The organism is Burkholderia sp. CCA53 (assembly GCF_001685525.1).
In the GTDB taxonomy this organism is placed as follows: domain Bacteria; phylum Pseudomonadota; class Gammaproteobacteria; order Burkholderiales; family Burkholderiaceae; genus Burkholderia; species Burkholderia multivorans.
On record NZ_BDDJ01000002.1, the window covers coordinates 219,160 to 235,023 of the forward strand.

Annotated in this window: 12 protein-coding genes; 4 read left to right on the forward strand and 8 right to left on the reverse strand. The window is 69.1% G+C overall.

The window, feature by feature from the left end; genetic code table 11:
- The first annotated feature begins 61 nt into the window (after positions 1 to 61).
- The 3 genes from xsc to BCR55_RS17530 all read left to right on the forward strand — a co-directional run bounded on the left by xsc (position 62) and on the right by BCR55_RS17530 (position 3,796).
- Positions 62 to 1,879, forward strand: coding sequence for a sulfoacetaldehyde acetyltransferase (gene xsc, locus BCR55_RS17520; RefSeq protein ID WP_065495155.1), 1,818 nt, complete (start codon positions 62 to 64; stop codon positions 1,877 to 1,879).
- A gap of 118 nt (positions 1,880 to 1,997) precedes the next feature.
- Entirely contained in the window at positions 1,998 to 3,032 is a 1,035-nt protein-coding gene (pta, locus tag BCR55_RS17525) for a phosphate acetyltransferase (protein WP_065495157.1), read from the forward strand.
- Positions 3,029 to 3,796 carry a sulfite exporter TauE/SafE family protein gene (locus BCR55_RS17530; RefSeq protein WP_012217218.1) on the forward strand — a complete coding sequence of 256 codons (768 nt, stop codon included), beginning with the start codon at positions 3,029 to 3,031 and terminating at the stop codon, positions 3,794 to 3,796. The genes pta and BCR55_RS17530 overlap by 4 nt, the downstream gene beginning before the upstream one ends.
- Before the next feature lie 58 nt (positions 3,797 to 3,854).
- Here BCR55_RS17530 and BCR55_RS17535 read toward each other — a convergent pair whose 3' ends face one another.
- Both BCR55_RS17535 and BCR55_RS17540 read right to left on the reverse strand, forming a co-directional pair.
- Entirely contained in the window at positions 3,855 to 5,576 is a 1,722-nt protein-coding gene (locus tag BCR55_RS17535; RefSeq protein ID WP_065495159.1) for a cobalt chelatase, read from the reverse strand.
- Positions 5,573 to 6,559 carry an AAA family ATPase gene (locus tag BCR55_RS17540; RefSeq protein WP_006403861.1) on the reverse strand — a complete coding sequence of 329 codons (987 nt, stop codon included), beginning with the start codon at positions 6,557 to 6,559 and terminating at the stop codon, positions 5,573 to 5,575. The genes BCR55_RS17535 and BCR55_RS17540 overlap by 4 nt, the downstream gene beginning before the upstream one ends.
- Positions 6,560 to 6,747: 188 nt before the next feature.
- On the opposite strand from BCR55_RS17540, the gene BCR55_RS17545 reads away from it, so the two are divergent.
- Complete coding sequence (locus BCR55_RS17545; protein WP_059936769.1) at positions 6,748 to 7,500, forward strand: IclR family transcriptional regulator; 753 nt, start codon at positions 6,748 to 6,750, stop codon at positions 7,498 to 7,500.
- A gap of 14 nt (positions 7,501 to 7,514) precedes the next feature.
- Here BCR55_RS17545 and BCR55_RS17550 read toward each other — a convergent pair whose 3' ends face one another.
- The 6 genes from BCR55_RS17550 to BCR55_RS33095 form a co-directional block, all read right to left on the reverse strand.
- Entirely contained in the window at positions 7,515 to 8,462 is a 948-nt protein-coding gene (locus BCR55_RS17550) for a DmsC/YnfH family molybdoenzyme membrane anchor subunit (protein ID WP_012217222.1), read from the reverse strand.
- A 66-nt stretch (positions 8,463 to 8,528) separates the two neighbouring features.
- The gene (locus BCR55_RS17555; RefSeq protein ID WP_035954546.1) at positions 8,529 to 9,272 is read right to left on the reverse strand and encodes a 4Fe-4S dicluster domain-containing protein; all 744 of its coding nucleotides are present in this window, start codon (positions 9,270 to 9,272) and stop codon (positions 8,529 to 8,531) included.
- A 16-nt stretch (positions 9,273 to 9,288) separates the two neighbouring features.
- Positions 9,289 to 12,225, reverse strand: a complete 2,937-nt coding sequence (locus tag BCR55_RS17560; RefSeq protein ID WP_065495161.1) for a molybdopterin oxidoreductase family protein — start codon at positions 12,223 to 12,225, stop codon at positions 9,289 to 9,291.
- Positions 12,226 to 12,433: 208 nt separating this feature from the next.
- Positions 12,434 to 13,855, reverse strand: coding sequence for an amino acid permease (locus tag BCR55_RS17565; protein ID WP_006403866.1), 1,422 nt, complete (start codon positions 13,853 to 13,855; stop codon positions 12,434 to 12,436).
- Positions 13,856 to 14,049: 194 nt separating this feature from the next.
- Positions 14,050 to 15,459 carry an FAD-binding oxidoreductase gene (locus BCR55_RS17570; RefSeq protein ID WP_006410975.1) on the reverse strand — a complete coding sequence of 470 codons (1,410 nt, stop codon included), beginning with the start codon at positions 15,457 to 15,459 and terminating at the stop codon, positions 14,050 to 14,052.
- 2 nt (positions 15,460 to 15,461) lie between these two features.
- The gene (locus tag BCR55_RS33095; protein ID WP_175403827.1) at positions 15,462 to 15,821 is read right to left on the reverse strand and encodes a hypothetical protein; all 360 of its coding nucleotides are present in this window, start codon (positions 15,819 to 15,821) and stop codon (positions 15,462 to 15,464) included.
- Positions 15,822 to 15,864 lie beyond the last annotated feature (43 nt).

Genomic DNA, 15,864 nt, shown 5'->3' on the forward strand with positions numbered 1-15,864 from the left:
TCGCCTGAAACTAGTATCCGGAACATGACGTTCCGTTAATTGAACAATCTCGGAGACACCCATGAGCGAACACACCTCTTCCCAGCGCGCGTCGTCCAGCGGCCCGCAGGACATGACGCCGTCCGAAGCCTTCGTCGAGACCCTGGCCGCGAACGGCGTGACCGACATGTTCGGCATCATGGGCTCCGCGTTCATGGACGCGATGGACATCTTTGCGCCGGCCGGCATCCGCTTGATCCCGGTCGTGCACGAACAGGGCGCCGGCCACATGGCCGACGGCTATGCGCGCGTCTCGGGCCGCCACGGCGTCGTGATCGGCCAGAACGGCCCCGGCATCAGCAACTGCGTCACCGCCATCGCGGCCGCGTACTGGGCGCACAGCCCGGTCGTGATCGTCACGCCGGAAGCCGGCACGATGGGCATCGGCCTCGGCGGCTTCCAGGAAGCGAACCAGCTGCCGATGTTCCAGGAATTCACGAAGTACCAGGGTCACGTCACGCACCCGGCGCGCATGGCCGAATTCACCGCGCGCTGCTTCGACCGCGCGCAGGCCGAGATGGGGCCGACGCAGCTCAACATTCCGCGCGACTATTTCTACGGCAAGATCAAGGTCGAGATTCCGCAGCCGCGCAAGCTCGATCGCGGCCCCGGCGGCGAGCAAAGCCTGAACGATGCGGCCGAACTGATCGCGCAGGCGAAATTCCCCGTGATCATCTCGGGCGGCGGCGTCGTGATGGCAGACGCGGTCGAGGAATGCAAGGCGCTCGCCGAACGGCTCGGCGCGCCGGTCGTCAACAGCTACCTGCACAACGACTCGTTCCCGGCGAATCATCCGCTGTGGTGCGGCCCGCTCGGCTACCAGGGCTCGAAGGCCGCGATGAAGCTGCTGTCGCGCGCGGACGTCGTGATCGCGCTCGGCTCGCGGCTCGGGCCGTTCGGCACGCTGCCGCAGCACGGGCTCGACTACTGGCCGAAGGACGCGAAGATCATCCAGATCGACGCCGATCACAAGATGCTCGGTCTCGTGAAGAAGATCTCGGTCGGCATCTGCGGCGATGCGAAAGCAGCCGCGGTCGCGCTCACGCAGCGTCTCGCGGGCCGCACGCTCGCATGCGACGCGACGCGCGGCGAACGCGCCGACCAGATCGCAACCGAGAAGGCCGCGTGGGAGAAGGAACTCGACGAATGGACGCACGAGCGCGACGCGTTCAGCCTCGACATGATCGAGGAGCAGAAGCACGAGAAGACCTTCAACGGCGGCCAGTATCTGCATCCGCGCCAGGTGCTGCGTGAGCTCGAGAAGGCGATGCCCGAGGACGTGATGGTGTCCACCGACATCGGCAACATCAACTCGGTCGCGAACAGCTATCTGCGCTTCAACAAGCCGCGCAGCTTCTTCGCGGCGATGAGCTGGGGCAACTGCGGCTACGCGTTCCCGACGATCATCGGCGCGAAGGTCGCCGCGCCGCACCGCCCGGCCGTGTCGTATGCGGGTGACGGCGCATGGGGCATGAGCCTGATGGAGACGATGACCTGCGTGCGTCACAACATTCCGGTCACGGCCGTCGTGTTCCACAACCGCCAGTGGGGCGCCGAGAAGAAGAACCAGGTCGACTTCTACAACCGTCGCTTCGTCGCGGGCGAGCTCGACAACCACAGCTTCGCGGCGATCGCGCGTGCGATGGGTGCCGAAGGGATCGTCGTCGATCGTCTCGAGGACGTCGGCCCGGCCCTGAAGCGCGCGATCGACATGCAGATGAACGAGGGCAAGACGACGATCATCGAGATCATGTGCACGCGCGAACTCGGCGATCCGTTCCGCCGCGATGCGCTGTCGAAGCCGGTCCGCATCCTCGACAAGTACAAGGACTACGTGTAACGCCGCGTCGCCGACGCATGACGCCGGCCGTGCGCGACGCGCGTGGCCGGTCCCCGGCCGGATGCCGTGCCCCGTGCGGGCCGCCGCTTCCGGCCATTTTTCCTTCTGCGAGTTTCCGATGAAAGCTCTCGACCGCATTCTCGAAGCCGCGCGCCGCCGGCCGATGCGCATCGCGCTCAGCGAAGCCGACGATCCGCGCGTGCTCGCGGCCGCCGCACGCGCGACGCGCGACGGCATCGCGCACGTCGTGCTCGTCGGCGCGCGCGCGGCGATCCATGCGGCCGCCGCACGCGACGGCGTGTCGCTCGACGGCATGACGCTCGTCGATCCGGCCGCCTCCGCGTCGCGCGATGCGTATGCCGACACGCTCCATGCGCTGCGCAAGAACAAGGGCATGACGGCCGACGCCGCGCGCGACGCGGTGCTCGCCCCCTTGTGTCACGCGAACCTGATGGTGCGGCTCGGCGACGCGGACGGCTCGGTCGCGGGCGCCGTGCACGCGACGGCCGACGTCGTGCGCGCGGCCATCCAGCTGATCGGCGTCGATCCGGCGTTCCGTCTCGTATCGAGCTTCTTCCTGATGATGCTCTGCGAACCGTTCCACACGATCAAGGGCGGACTGATCTTCTCCGATTGCGCGCTCGTCGTCGATCCGGATGCCGAGCAGCTCGCCGAAATCGCGATGGCCGCCGCCGATAGCGCGCAGGCGCTGCTCGGCGAGACGCCGCGCGTCGCGATGCTGTCGTTCTCGACGAGCGGCAGCGCGCATCACGCGGCCGTCGACAAGGTGACGGCCGCGACCGAGCGCGTGCGCGCGCAGCGGCCCACGCTCGCGATCGACGGCGACGTGCAGCTCGACGCGGCGATCGTCGCGGAGATCGCCGAACGCAAGATCGTGCATTCGCAGGTCGGCGGGCACGCGAACGTGCTCGTGTTCCCGAGCCTCGAAGCCGGCAACATCGGCTACAAGCTCGCCGAGCGAATCGGCCGCGCGAAGGCGGTCGGCCCGCTGCTGCAGGGGCTGCGCCGGCCGGCGAACGACCTGTCGCGCGGCTGCAGCGCCGACGACGTCTATCACGTGATCGCGGCGACGACCGTGCAGGCGCAGGCGGCCGCGCAGCGCATCGCGGCGAGCGAGGCGGCACCCGCATGACCGCCGACAAACTCGCAATCCTGATCGCGTTGATCGGCGCCGGCAGCTACTTCCAGACCGTCACGGGCTTCGGGCTCGGGATGATCGTGATGGGCGCGACGAGCGGCTTCGGCCTCGCGCCGCTTGCGACGGTCGCGACGCTGATGAGCATCGTGTCGCTCGCGAACGGCGCGACGGCGCTGCCCGGCCGGCTCCATCACATCGACTGGCGCGCGGTCGGCGCGGCGACGCTCGGCATCCTGCCGTCGGTCGTCGCGGGCGTGGTGCTGCTCGAATGCCTGAGCCGTTCGGCGGCCGACCTGCTGCAGCTGATTCTCGGTGCGGTCGTGCTGTACGGCGGCGTCAGCGCCGCGTTGCGTCCGACGCCGCTCGACGTGCGCTCCGACAATCGCAGCTTCTTCATGAGCGGCGTGTTCGGCGGGCTGCTGAGCGGCCTGTTCGGCGTGTCGGGGCCGCCGCTGATCTTCCAGTTCTATCGGCAGCCGCTGACGCTCGTGCAGATCCGCTGCGCGCTGATCGTGCTGTTTACGACGACGTCCGCGACGCGCGTGCTCTACACGTTGTGCGAAGGCCGGCTCGATCGCGACATCTGGCTGCTCGCGGCACTCGCGACGCCGGTCGTGATGCTGACGACGGTCGCCGCGCGCCGCTATCCGCCGCCGCTGTCGCCCGTCGCGACACGCCGGCTCGCATTCGGCGTGCTGGTGGCGATCGGCTGCGGGCTGATCGCCACCTCGCTGCCGCCGCTGCTGCATCGCGCGTAAGCGGCCGCATGGCGCCCTTCGCGCGTCGCGCGCCGGGCGCGCCGCGAGGCTCGCGCGCTCATCGCCGTGCGCCGATCCAGCAGGCAATTTCGGCGAGCCGCTTCATGTCGGGCGCGGACGTCAGGTCGATCGCGAGCCGGTGGCGATAGTACGGACCGAGATCGAGACCGACGCCAAGCCCGAGCACTTCGACGCGGCCGGCCGCCTCGGCGCGCGCGATGACCTGCTTCAGATGATTGTCGAGATAGAACGGATCGTTCGCGAGCGCGGTCGCGCCGTCCATCGGGCTGCCGTCCGAGATCACCACGAGGATGCGGCGCGCCTCCGGCCGCGCGGCCAGTCGTGCGCACGCCCACTCGACCGCCTCGCCGTCGATCCCTTCGCGGAACAGGTCGGCCTTGAACAGCGCGGCGATGCCGGTGCGCGCGTGGCGCCAGCGCGTCGCCGCATCCTTGAAGACCAGATGACACGCCTCGTTCAGGCGGCCCGGATGGCGCGGCTTGCCGCGCGCGAGCCATTCCTGCCGCACGCGGCCGCCGTTCCAGGCGCCGGTCGTGAAGCCGAGCACCTCGGTCGCGAGGCCTGCGGCGTCCCCGGCTCGCACGAGCGTATCGACCGTCAGCGCGACCGCGTCGATCCACGTCTTCATCGACCCCGAACAATCGATCAGGAAGCTCAGCGCGCAGTCGGCGCGCGGCCGCACACGCTCGAGCCGGAACAGCCGCCGCTCCGCCGGCGAACTGACCAGCTGCGCGAGTCGCCGGCCGTCGAGGCGGCCGTGCTCCTCGCCGAACGACCAGCCGTCCGTCTGCGGCACGACCAGCGCCGCACGCAGTACACGCGCGAGGCGCGGCACGTTGATCCGCTGCGCGGCGATCCGTGCGTCGAGCCGTTCGCGATACTCGCGCAGCAGCGCCGCGCGGATCTGCGCGGCCGGCTTCAGCTCGCGATCGTAGCGCGTCGTATACGCGCGATAAACGCCGTCGCCGCCGTGCAGCACCGCGCTCTCGCCCGTTTCGACGAGCGCCGGCAGGTCGACGCCCGTATCGTCGAAGTCGACCCACAACGAAAACTGCGTGAGCGCGTCGTCAGGCTCGCGCGTGTCGTTCGGATCGGTGTCGACGACCGACGCGCGTGCGTCGCGGATCATCGCCGCGATCCGGCGCGCGAGCGCGAGCGCGTGCACCGCGAATGCGCGCTGATCGTGCCGGCAGCGGCGCAGCGCGGCGAGCTGCGCGCCGATCTGCGGCACGATCGCCGCGCGCGACGCTTCGATCAGGTCTTCGGTTTCGTCGAGCACGGGCCAGCCGGACAGCCGCGACCAAGCGATCTGCACGACCGTGTACACGAGGATGCCGACATGCGTGTCGGCCTGCCCCGACAGGTGAAACGTACGCGACCAGGCTTCGAACCGGTGCCGCAGGTTCCGCACGACGCCGCGCAGCGCGGGCGGCGCGAGCGATTCGCAGCGCAGTTGCTCGAGCATTTCGAACAGCACGCGCTCGACCGGATCGTCGCCGAGCTGCGCGCGATGCAGATCGGGATCCGAATGGAGAATGCGCAATGCGGCGCCGTCCGCCGCGCCGCGCCACGACGCGCGATCGTCGTCGGCCGCCTGCGCGCGCAGATGCGGCGCATGGATCGGCAGCGGCCGAAGCGCCCGACATACGCGGCCCGCGCGGTAGTGCAGCGTCGCGTCGCGCGTCATCGCGCGCACGGCGGCCGCGCCGAGCGTCTCGTGCGCGAGGGCGCGCCGGGCTGCGTCGCGCTCGGCGCTCACCGCGCGGCTCCCGGCTCGATGCCGACGCGCGCGCCGATCGCGAGCTCGTCGCCGAAGCACCGTTGGTAGTACTCGGCGACGATCGGCCGCTCCGCGTCGTCGCACTTGTTCAGGAACGTGAGGCGAAACGCGAGCGCGGGATCGCGGAAGATCTGGCAGTTCTCGGCCCAGTCGATCACGGTGCGCGGCGACATCAGCGTCGACACGTCGCCGGTCGCGAAACCGTTGCGCGTGAGCTCGGCGAGGCTCACCATCGATTCGAGCAGCGTGCGGCCCGCTTCGTCCGCGAGCGCCGGCACGCGCGCGCGCACGATGCCGATCTCCTCGTCGCGCGGCAGGTAGTCGAGCGTCGCGACCACGTTCCAGCGGTCCATCTGCGCATGATTGAGCATCTGCGTGCCGTGATACAGGCCGTTCAGATTGCCGAGCCCGACCGTGTTGGCCGTCGCGAACAACCGGAATGATGGATGCGGATGAATCACGCGGTTCTGGTCGAGCAGCGTGAACTTGCCGTCGCGCTCGAGAATCCGCTGGATCACGAACATCACGTCGGGCCGTCCCGCGTCGTATTCATCGAAGATGAGCGCGACCGGCCGCTGCAGCGCCCACGGCACGATGCCCTCCTGAAACTCGGTCACCTGGAGGTCGTCGCGCACGACGATCGCGTCCTTGCCGACGAGGTCGAGCCGGCTGATATGGCCGTCGAGATTCACGCGCACGCAGGGCCAGTTCAGCCGCGCGGCGACCTGCTCGATATGCGTCGATTTGCCGGTGCCGTGCATGCCCTGCACGAGCACGCGCCGGTTGCGCGCGAAGCCGGCGAGAATCGCGAGCGTCACGTCGGGGTTGAAACGATATGCGTCGTCGACATCCGGCACGTGATCGTCGCGCACGCTGAACGCGGGCACCGTCAGGTCCGAATCGATGCCGAACCGCTCGCGGACCGACACCATGCAGTCCGGCTTGCTCGCTACCCCTTCCATTGCGTTGCGCTCCTCTGTCGTTGCGGGCCCGACGCGCGCCGATGCGATGCGCGTCGCCCCGTTTCCGGAACGATCCGTTCCGTTGCATGAAAGGCGGGCCGCTTCGCGCGGCACGCCGGCCCGCGCGCCGCGTGTGCGGGGCCGTTCGGTACAATGGCCGCAGTCCATTTTCCGGAACGATGCTGCCGATGCTTCCCGCCGATACGCCCACGCTGCGCGCGTTCGCGCTGCTCGAACACCTCGTCCAGGCGGGCGACGCCGTGTCGCTCGCCGATCTCGCGCGCGACGTCGCCATGCCGAAGGCATCGCTGCATCGGATGCTCGCGTCGCTCGAAGCGGGCGGCCTCGTGATCCGCGAGCCGGGCCGCAAGAACGCCTACGCGGTCGGCCCGCGGCTCGCGCGTCTCGGGGCGCGCGTGATGCTCAATGCCGGCGCGCGGCGGCTGCGCCATGCGATCCTCGCGCGGCTCGTCGCCGATCTCGGCGAGACCTGCAACCTGACGATGCTGCACGACACCGACGTCGTCTATCTGGACCGCGTCGAAGCCGACTGGCCGCTGCGGCTCGACCTGAAGCCCGGCTCGCGCGTGCCTGCGCACTGCAGCGCGAGTGGCAAGCTGCTGCTCGCACTGCTGCCGCGCGACGAGCGCAACGCACTGCTGCGCGCGATGCCGTTGCCGCGCCATACGCCGAACACGATCGCCGATCCGGCGCTGCTCGAGGCCGAACTCGACCGCATCGCGCACCGCGGGCTCGCGATCGACAACGAGGAGTTCGTCCCCGGCATCGTCTGCATCGCCGCGCCGATCGTCGATGCGCAAGGCGCGTGCGTCGCCGCCGTCGCCGTGCATGCGCCCGTGTCGCGTGCGCCGCTGTCGCGGCTGCTCGACAGCGCGCCGCGCGTGCAGGAGGCCGCGCGGGCGCTCGCCGAGACGTTCTAGCACCGCGCCGCCCATCATGATGCGCGCTGGTAGTAGATGTTCTGCGGATGGCGTGCATCCGCGAAAAAGAACCAGCGCTCCGCGACGAGCCCCGCATACTGGATCACGAACGCCGCACCGAGTATCGCGGCGGCGAGCGCCGAAGTCGGCGCAAGCGCGAGCGCGCCGGTCAGCACGAACGGCACCGCAAACGCGCCGAGCAGAAAGCCGGCCTTCACCGCGCGCAGCGTGCCGGCGCCCTTGCCGTGGAAGAACTCGCGCGTATTGAACGCGCTGGCCGTGAACCCGCGCGATTTCTGTTCGACCTTCGCCTGCCGGATGCCGGTCGCGCTCTGCACGGTCGACTTCGGCCGCAGCCGTGCATTGCGCGCCAGCGACGCGAGCCGCGTCGCGCCGCCTGCGAGCGTCAGCGCGCAGGCGGCCGGCGCCAGCGCGGCGACGAGCGACGGCGCGAGCCATGCGGCGCACGCGGTCGCGAGCGTGCAGCCGGACGCGCAGCCGAGCAGCACGAAGTTCACGAGCGTCAGCGGGCTCGCCCACTCCTGCAGGAAGCGCAGGCACGCGTAGATCATCGCGGTGCAGACGAACAGCGCGACGCTCGCGAGCGCGGCCGCCGCGCCGATCGGCAGCGTGCCGCGCCAGCCGAGCGCATGCGCGGCGCCGTAGGCGAACGCGCACGCGAGAAACACCGGCAGCGCGATGCATTCGCGCGACAGCCACGACGTGCGCCACATCGCGATCGCGCGCCAGGCGCGCTCCGGATGGCCGAGATGGAAGAACGACGCGAACAGGCCGAGCGCGCCAAGCGCGACCGACAGCGCGGCGCCCGTCACGTAGAACGCGTTGCCGACGTCGGCGCCCGTCGCGCGCGCGAGCGCCTCGACCGCGACGAGCGTGAGCAGCAGGCCCTGCGCCGCGCCGCACAGCGTGGTGAGAAAAACGACCGAGAAGGCTGGACGCATGATGGTCGGCTCCGTCAATGCAGTGAAGTAAGCGTATGAAGACCGCGTGCTTGCGCTACCGCGCGCTCAGCGCGACGCGGCGAGCGCGACGAGATCGATGTCGCCGCGCGCGGCGCGCGCCTCGAACGAGTCGTCCTCGCCCGCGCTCGATGCGCTGCCGCATCCCCCGCCGCTGCCGCAGCCGCACGACGGCTGCGTCGTGACGCGCGGCAGATAGTGGTTCGACGGCCGCGTGTCCCACTCCGGCATCAGCGTATAGCCGCCGCGCTCGCGAATCGCGCGCGACACGTCCGACTCGGGATCGTGCACGTCGCCGAACAGCCGCGCGGAGGTCGGGCACGCGAGCACGCAGGCCGGCTTGCGATCGCGTTCGGGCAGCGCGGCGTTGTCGATGCGGTCCGCGCACAGCGTGCACTTCGTCATTTCCTTGCGCGCTTCGTCGAGCTCGCGCGCGCCGTACGGACACGCCCACGCGCAATACTTGCAGCCGATGCACTTGTCGTAGTCGACGAGCACGATCCCGTCCGACTTGCGCTTGTAGCTCGCGCCGGTCGGACACACGGGCACGCAGGGCGGATCCTCGCAATGCAGGCACGACTTCGGGAAGTGGATCGTGTCGGTCATCGGGAACACGCCGGCCTCGTACGTCTGTACGCGGTTGAAGAACGTGCCCGACGGATCGTCGTCGTACGGGCGCACGTCGGCGAGACTGCCGGCTTCGCCCGACGTGTTCCACTCCTTGCAGCTCGTCACGCAGGCATGGCAGCCGACACACACGTTCAGGTCGATGACGAGAGCCATCTGGGTCATGATTGCGCTCCTTCGTTTAGCGATCGTCCGACTGCGGGCCCGACGACGCGGCACGCCGCAGCCGCGCGGCAAATGCGCCGGTGCCCGCGAAATACGCCTGCACGCGCTGCAGCACGCGCGTCGAGCCGGGCAGCGCCGGCATCGGCGCGAACTGCGGCAGCGTCGTCCGCGCATCGGCCTCGGCCGGATAGATGCGCACCTGCACGTCGTACCAGCCGGCCTGCCCCGTCACCGGATCGGAGTTCGAGATGCGCGCGCCGTCGCGCGCGGCGTCCGGCAGTTCGTCGGTGATCAGGTGATTCAGCAGGAAGCCGCGCTGCGATTCGCCGGCAGCGGGCCCGAGGTTCCAGGCGCCGGACGCCTTGCCGATCGCGTTCCAGGTCCACACGGTGCCGGGCTCGACGGCCTCGCTGTAGCGCGCGCGGCAGCGCACCTTGCCCCACGGCGATTCGACGTAGATCCACGCGCCGTCGTCGATCTGCTGCGCGGCGGCGGTCGCAGGATTCACGAACAGATGGTTCTCGCCGTGAATCTGCCGCAGCCACGCATTCTGCGAGTCCCACGAGTGATACATCGCCATCGGCCGCTGCGTGATCGCCGCGAGCGGATAGCGCTGCGTGTCGGTCAGGCCGCGCTCGAGCGACGGATACCAGAACGGCAGCGGATCGAAATAGCGCGCGATGCGCTCGCGCAGCGCGTCGGGCGGCTGGCGCCCCGACGTGCGGCCCTGCGCGGCGAGCCGGAATTTCTGCATCACATCGGAGTAGAGCTGGATCACGATCGGCACGCCGAACTTGCGCATGCCGTTGTCGACGGCCCATTCCATGTACGGCCCGTTGCAGTTGCGCATGTATTGCAGCGACTCCGGCAGCCGGTAGTGATAGACGCAGTTGTTCTCCGCGTAGCGCTGCCACTGGTCGGGATTCGGCTCGCCGACGACGGCCTTCTCGCCGTTGCGTCCGCGCCAGCCGATCAGGAAGCCGGTGCCCGAGTCGGGCGCCGTCTGGAAGTTGACGACGAAGTCCGGATAGTCGCGGAACTTGCGCCGGCCGTCGGGCGTCGTGAACGCCGGAAACTTCAGCCGGCTCGCGAGTTCGATCAGCACTTCCTGGAACGGCTTGCATTCGCCGGCCGGCGGCACGACCGGCACGCGCACCGAGTCGACCGGGCCGTCGAATTCGGAGATCGGACGATCGAGCACCGACATCACGTCGTGCCGCTCGAGATAGGTCGTGTCGGGCAGGATCAGGTCGGCGAACGCCGTCATCTCGGACGCGAACGCGTCGCAGACGACGAGAAACGGAATCCGGTACTCGCCGTCGTCGCGCTTGTCGACCAGCATCTTGCGCACTTCCGTCGTGTTCATCGACGAATTCCATGCCATGTTGGCCATGAAGATCAGCAGCGTGTCGATCGGATACGGGTCGCCGCGCCACGCGTTCGTGATGACCGAATGCATGAGCCCGTGCACCGCGAGCGGGTATTCCCACGAGAACGCCTTGTCGAGCCGCGCGGGCGAACCGTCCGGATGCACGAACAGGTCTTCGGGCCCGGCCGGCCAGCCGAGCGGGCCGGTCGCGAGCGGCGTGTCGGGCCGCACCTGATCCGGATCGTTCGGCGGTTTCGCCGACGGCGGCACCGCGCGCGGATACGGCGCCTTGTGCCGGAAGCCGCCCGGCCGGTCGATCGTGCCGAGCAGCGACATCAGCACCGCGAGCGCGCGGATCGTCTGGAAGCCGTTCGAATGCGCGGCGAGCCCGCGCATCGCATGAAACGCGATCGGCACGCCCTTCACCGTCTCGTGCTGCTTGCCCCAGGAATCGGTCCAGCGCACCGGCAGCTCGATCGCGTGTTCGCGCGCGACGGTCTCCATCTCGCGCGCGAGGCGGCGGATCGTGTCGGCCGCGATGCCCGTGATGTCGGCCGCCCATTCGGGCGTGCAGTGCGCGACCTGCTCGCGCAGCAGCGTGAACGACGGCGCGACGGGCGTGCCGTCGTCGAGCGCGTAGCGGCCCTCGAGCGCGGGCACCGCGCCTTCCGTGTGATGCAGCACCGCGCGCTGCGTGTTGACGTCCCACCACATGCGGTTCTGCGGATACAGCGGATTGACTTCCGGCGCAGCGGGATCGCGCACGAACAGGCCGAACGTGTCCGCGTCCTCGCGCAGGTCGACGAGTTCACCGGCATTCGTGAAGCGCGCGACGAATTCCGTGTCGAACGCGTCGTGCGCGATCAGCTCGTGCATGAGCGCCATGAACAGCGCACCGTCGGTGCCGGGCCGGATCGGGATCCATTCGTCGGCGATCGCCGCATAACCGGTGCGCACCGGATTGATCGCGATGAAGCGGCCGCCTGCGCGCTTGAATTTTGCGAGCGCGATCTTCAGCGGGTTGGAATGATGATCTTCGGCGGTGCCGATCATGAAGAACAGCTTCGCGCGATCGAGATCGGGGCCGCCGAATTCCCAGAACGAGCCGCCGATCGTGTAGATCATCCCGGCCGCCATGTTCGCCGAACAGAAGCCGCCGTGCGCCGCGTAGTTCGGCGTGCCGAACTGCTTCGCGAACAGCCCGGTAAGCGCCTGCATCTGGTCGCGGCCGGTAAACAGCGCGAAACGCTTCGGATCGGTCGCGCGCAGATGCGCGAGGCGCTTTGCGAGCACGTCGAACGCGACCTCCCACGACACCGGCTCGAACTGCGCCTCGCCACGCTCCGCACCCGGCTTGCGCATCAGCGGCTGCGTGAGTCGCGCGGGCGAATACTGCTTCATGATCCCCGACGAGCCCTTCGCGCAGATCACGCCCTGGTTCAGCGGATGCGCGGGGTTGCCGTCGATGTAGCGGACTTCGCCGTCGCGCAGATGCACGCGGATGCCGCAGCGGCATGCGCACATGTAGCACGTCGTGGTCCGGATTTCGGCCCGCTCGTCGCGGGCGCGCGCACGCTGCTCCATCGTCTGTCCTCGTTCGCGGATCGCGGTGCCCGGCGGGCACGCGTGTATCGGTCCGTCTATCGTAGGCGCGGGCGCCGCCCGCAAAAAGTCGCATCCTCCGATCGAAGCTATCGGCCGGCGCGATAGTTGTTTGCGCATCGATACGCGCCGCACCCATGCAAAGGCCCGGCGGGAACGCCGGGCCTTCGGCGCTGCGTACGGCCGTGCCTCAGCGCGGCGGATACGCGATCAGGTCGCTTTCATCGAGATGCTCGCGGCGGCCGCGGCGCGTGAGCGCATAGGCGACGAGCAGCACCGCGAGGCTCGCGACGCCCAGCCACAGCGGCTTGCGCTGATCGGGAATGAAGGCCATCGCGACGAGGATGCTGATCATCCCGGCGATCGCGACCCACGTCAGGTACGGATACGCCCACATCTTCACGCGCAGCTTCGCGGCGGCGGCCGCATCGAGGCGCTTGCGCAGGCGCAGCTGCGAGAACGCGATCAGCACGTAGACGAAGATTGCGACGGTGCCGTACGAGTTGACGAGGAACGCGAACACGGTATCGGGCGACACGTAGGACATCACGACCGACACGTAGCCGAACACCGTGCCGAGCAGGATCGCGCGCACCGGCACGCCGCGCTTGCTGACCTTCGCGAGCGCGGCCGGCGCGTCGCCGTGGCGCGTCAGCGCGAACAGCATCCGCGACGCCGCGTACAGGCCCGAGTTCAGCGCGGACAGCACGGCCGTCAGCACGATCGCGTTCATCACGTTCGCCGCGGCCGGCAGCCCCATCACTTCGAGCGCACTGACGTACGGCGTCGACATCTGCGGCGAATTCCACGGCACCAGCGCGACGACGAGCGCGACCGAGCCGACGTAGAACACCAGCACGCGCGTGATCACCGAGTTGGTTGCCTTCGCAACGGCCTTGGCCGGCTCGCGCGCCTCGGCCGCCGCGATCGTGACGATTTCGGCGCCGAAGTAGAAGCCGGTCGCCGCGACGGCCCCGCTCATCACCGGCCCGATGCCGAGCGGCATGAACCCGCCGTGACCGAGCAGCGTCGGCAGCACCGCCGTGGTATGCATCGACGACGGCCACAGACCGAGCACGTAGAGGCCGCCGAGGAACAGGAACACGATGATGGCGCCGACCTTGATCGACGAGAACCAGAACTCGAATTCGCCGTAGCTGCCGACCGAGATCAGGTTCGTCAGCGTCAGCACGACCAGCAGCGCGAGACTGATGATCCATGCGGGCACGTCGGGTAGCCAGAACTGGATCAGCTTCGCACCCGCGACGGCTTCGAGCGCGACCACGATCACCCAGAAATACCAGTACATCCAGCCGGTCAGGAAACCCGCCATCCTGCCCGGCCCGCGCCAGGTGCCGAACGCGAGCCGCGCATATTCATAGAACGAACCGACGGCCGGCATCGCGCAGGCCATCTCGCCGAGCATGCGCATCACGAGCACGACGAGCCCGCCCGTGATCAGGAACGACAGGATCGCTGCCGGCCCGGTCTGCTGAATCACCACGCCGCTGCCGACGAACAGCCCGGCACCGATCACGCCGCCAAGCGCGATCATCGTCATGTGGCGCTGCTTGAGGCCACATTTCAGGTCACTCTGATTCGAGGGTTGCATGTCTTCTCCATATCCTGGTTGTCCGGAGCCAATCGCGCGATGCGGGATGCATCGCGCGACCGCCGCCGTCGACGGGCGAGCGAGGTCCTGCGACCCCGGCCGCACGGATCGGTCTTGCTGTTGTTATTCGGTCGAGGTTTATTCGGTCGAGCGGGCCCGCGGTGTCCGCGGTGTCCGCTGTGCACCGCTCGCGCTCAGGGCTTCTCGTCGCGCCTGAAGTACGAGACGTAGAGCATGCGTTGCCCGATGCGCCGGAACGGCGCGAACGGATGACCGGGCAGCGGCGACGTGAAGATCGGCAGCGTCTGGCGCTCGCCCTTGCCGGCGATCCGCTCGGCGAGCCGCCGGCCGGCCTGCTGCGAGTACGACACGCCGTTGCCGCCGTAGCCGAGCGCGTAGAACACCGACTGATGCGGATCGGGCTGGCAGACGCGCGGCATCATGTCGTGACTCACGTCGACCCAGCCCCACCACGAATAGTCGATCTGCACGCCGCGCAACGCGGGAAACTTGCGCGCCATGCCTTCCTTGAGCAGATCGAGGTGACGCGGATTCGGCGCATCGCTGCCGGTGATCGCACTGCGGCTGCCGATCTGCAGCCGGCGATCGGGCAGAAAACGGTAGTAGAAGCGCAGCGTGCGCGTGTCGGTCAGCACCTGCGTCGTACGGAAGTTGCACGCTTCGATCTCCGCGTCCGTCAGCGGACGCGTGACCATCGAATTGGACAGGATCGGCATCACCTTGCTGCGCAGCGACGGATGGAGCGTCTGCGCCGTATACGCGCCGGTCGCGATGCCGACCGCGCGCGCGCGCACGACACCGCCCGGCGTACGCAGATGATGCACGCCGCCGATCGTCTCGAAGCCGAGCACGGGGCTGCTCGTATAGACCTTCGCGCCCGCTTCGCGCGCGAGGCGCAGATAGCCGAACGCGAGCTTCAGCGCATGAATGCCGATCCCTTCGGGTTCGTGCAGCGCGCCGGCCGCTTCGTGATCGTTGAGGAATTCGCGGCGGAACGTCTCCGCGCTCAGCAGTTCGGACGGATAGCCGAACACGTCCTTCCACACCTTTGCCTCGGCCGCGAGCTTCGCCATGATGCGCGGACGGTGCGCGATGAGGAAGTGGCCGCCGGGCTGCGGATCGCAGTCGATTTCGGCGACCAGCGACTTGAAGTGCTCGAAGCCTTCGAGGATCTCGTCGTGCATCTTCAGCGCGACCTCCTTGCCCCAGCGCTCGATCCATTGCGAGCGAGACAGGCGGCCCGATGCGTTCTGCCCCTGCCCGCCGTTGCGGCTGCTGCAGCCCCAGCTCGTGCGGTTCGCTTCGAGCACGACCGCCTTGATGCCGTGGTCGCGGGCGAGGCACAGCGCGGTCGCAAGGCCCGTGTAGCCCGCGCCGATGATCGCGACGTCGACGTCCATGTCGCGCGTGACGGGGCCGTCGTCGGGCGGCGGGCTGCCGGCCGTGGCGACCCAGTAGGTCGGCGCGTACTGCTTGCCGCAGCCGGGGCCGGGCGACACGAGCGGATCGTAGGTCGGATCGTAGCGCGTATCGTGCTGGCGTCCGGCCGCAAAGCCGCTCGCGGTGCGTTCGATGGTCGACATGGTCAGTCCTCCGACACGGTGGCGGCCGCGACGCCGCACGGCGCGCCGGCGGCGATTCGACTGACGGTTGCGGGGCGCGCATCCGCCGCACGGGCGCATGCTGCCGACTGCCTGTTGGTCATGCCTGTCTCCTGATCGTTCTCTTCGGGTCGATCCAGCGCAGATGCTTCAATGCGGCGATCTGTCGAGGAAAGTGTAGGCAGGCCGTTTTTTCGCAGGTAGGGCCAGTCGGGCGGATTCGCTTGGACCAGCGCGCGGCCCGTGCCGGCGCGGCAAGCGCGGCGCGCGACGCGGCCGCTTCCGGCGCACGCGCGGCCACGCACGGAGATCGCGCAGATGCGACCGCATGCGGGCTGCGACATGCGCGACGGCGACGCCGCGCCCCGCCCGCCACGGGCGCGCGGC

Coding starts and splice junctions, on each gene's coding strand:
- BCR55_RS17540 (WP_006403861.1), bottom strand. CDS start 6,559: ATGGAAGGGGTAGCGAGCAAGCCGGACTGCATGGTGTCGGTCCGCGAG.
- BCR55_RS17530 (WP_012217218.1), top strand. CDS start 3,029: ATGACCGCCGACAAACTCGCAATCCTGATCGCGTTGATCGGCGCCGGC.
- BCR55_RS17565 (WP_006403866.1), bottom strand. CDS start 13,855: ATGCAACCCTCGAATCAGAGTGACCTGAAATGTGGCCTCAAGCAGCGC.
- BCR55_RS17555 (WP_035954546.1), bottom strand. CDS start 9,272: ATGACCCAGATGGCTCTCGTCATCGACCTGAACGTGTGTGTCGGCTGC.
- BCR55_RS17545 (WP_059936769.1), top strand. CDS start 6,748: ATGCTTCCCGCCGATACGCCCACGCTGCGCGCGTTCGCGCTGCTCGAA.
- BCR55_RS17560 (WP_065495161.1), bottom strand. CDS start 12,225: ATGGAGCAGCGTGCGCGCGCCCGCGACGAGCGGGCCGAAATCCGGACC.
- BCR55_RS17550 (WP_012217222.1), bottom strand. CDS start 8,462: ATGCGTCCAGCCTTCTCGGTCGTTTTTCTCACCACGCTGTGCGGCGCG.
- xsc (WP_065495155.1), top strand. CDS start 62: ATGAGCGAACACACCTCTTCCCAGCGCGCGTCGTCCAGCGGCCCGCAG.
- BCR55_RS17570 (WP_006410975.1), bottom strand. CDS start 15,459: ATGTCGACCATCGAACGCACCGCGAGCGGCTTTGCGGCCGGACGCCAG.
- BCR55_RS33095 (WP_175403827.1), bottom strand. CDS start 15,821: ATGTCGCAGCCCGCATGCGGTCGCATCTGCGCGATCTCCGTGCGTGGC.
- pta (WP_065495157.1), top strand. CDS start 1,998: ATGAAAGCTCTCGACCGCATTCTCGAAGCCGCGCGCCGCCGGCCGATG.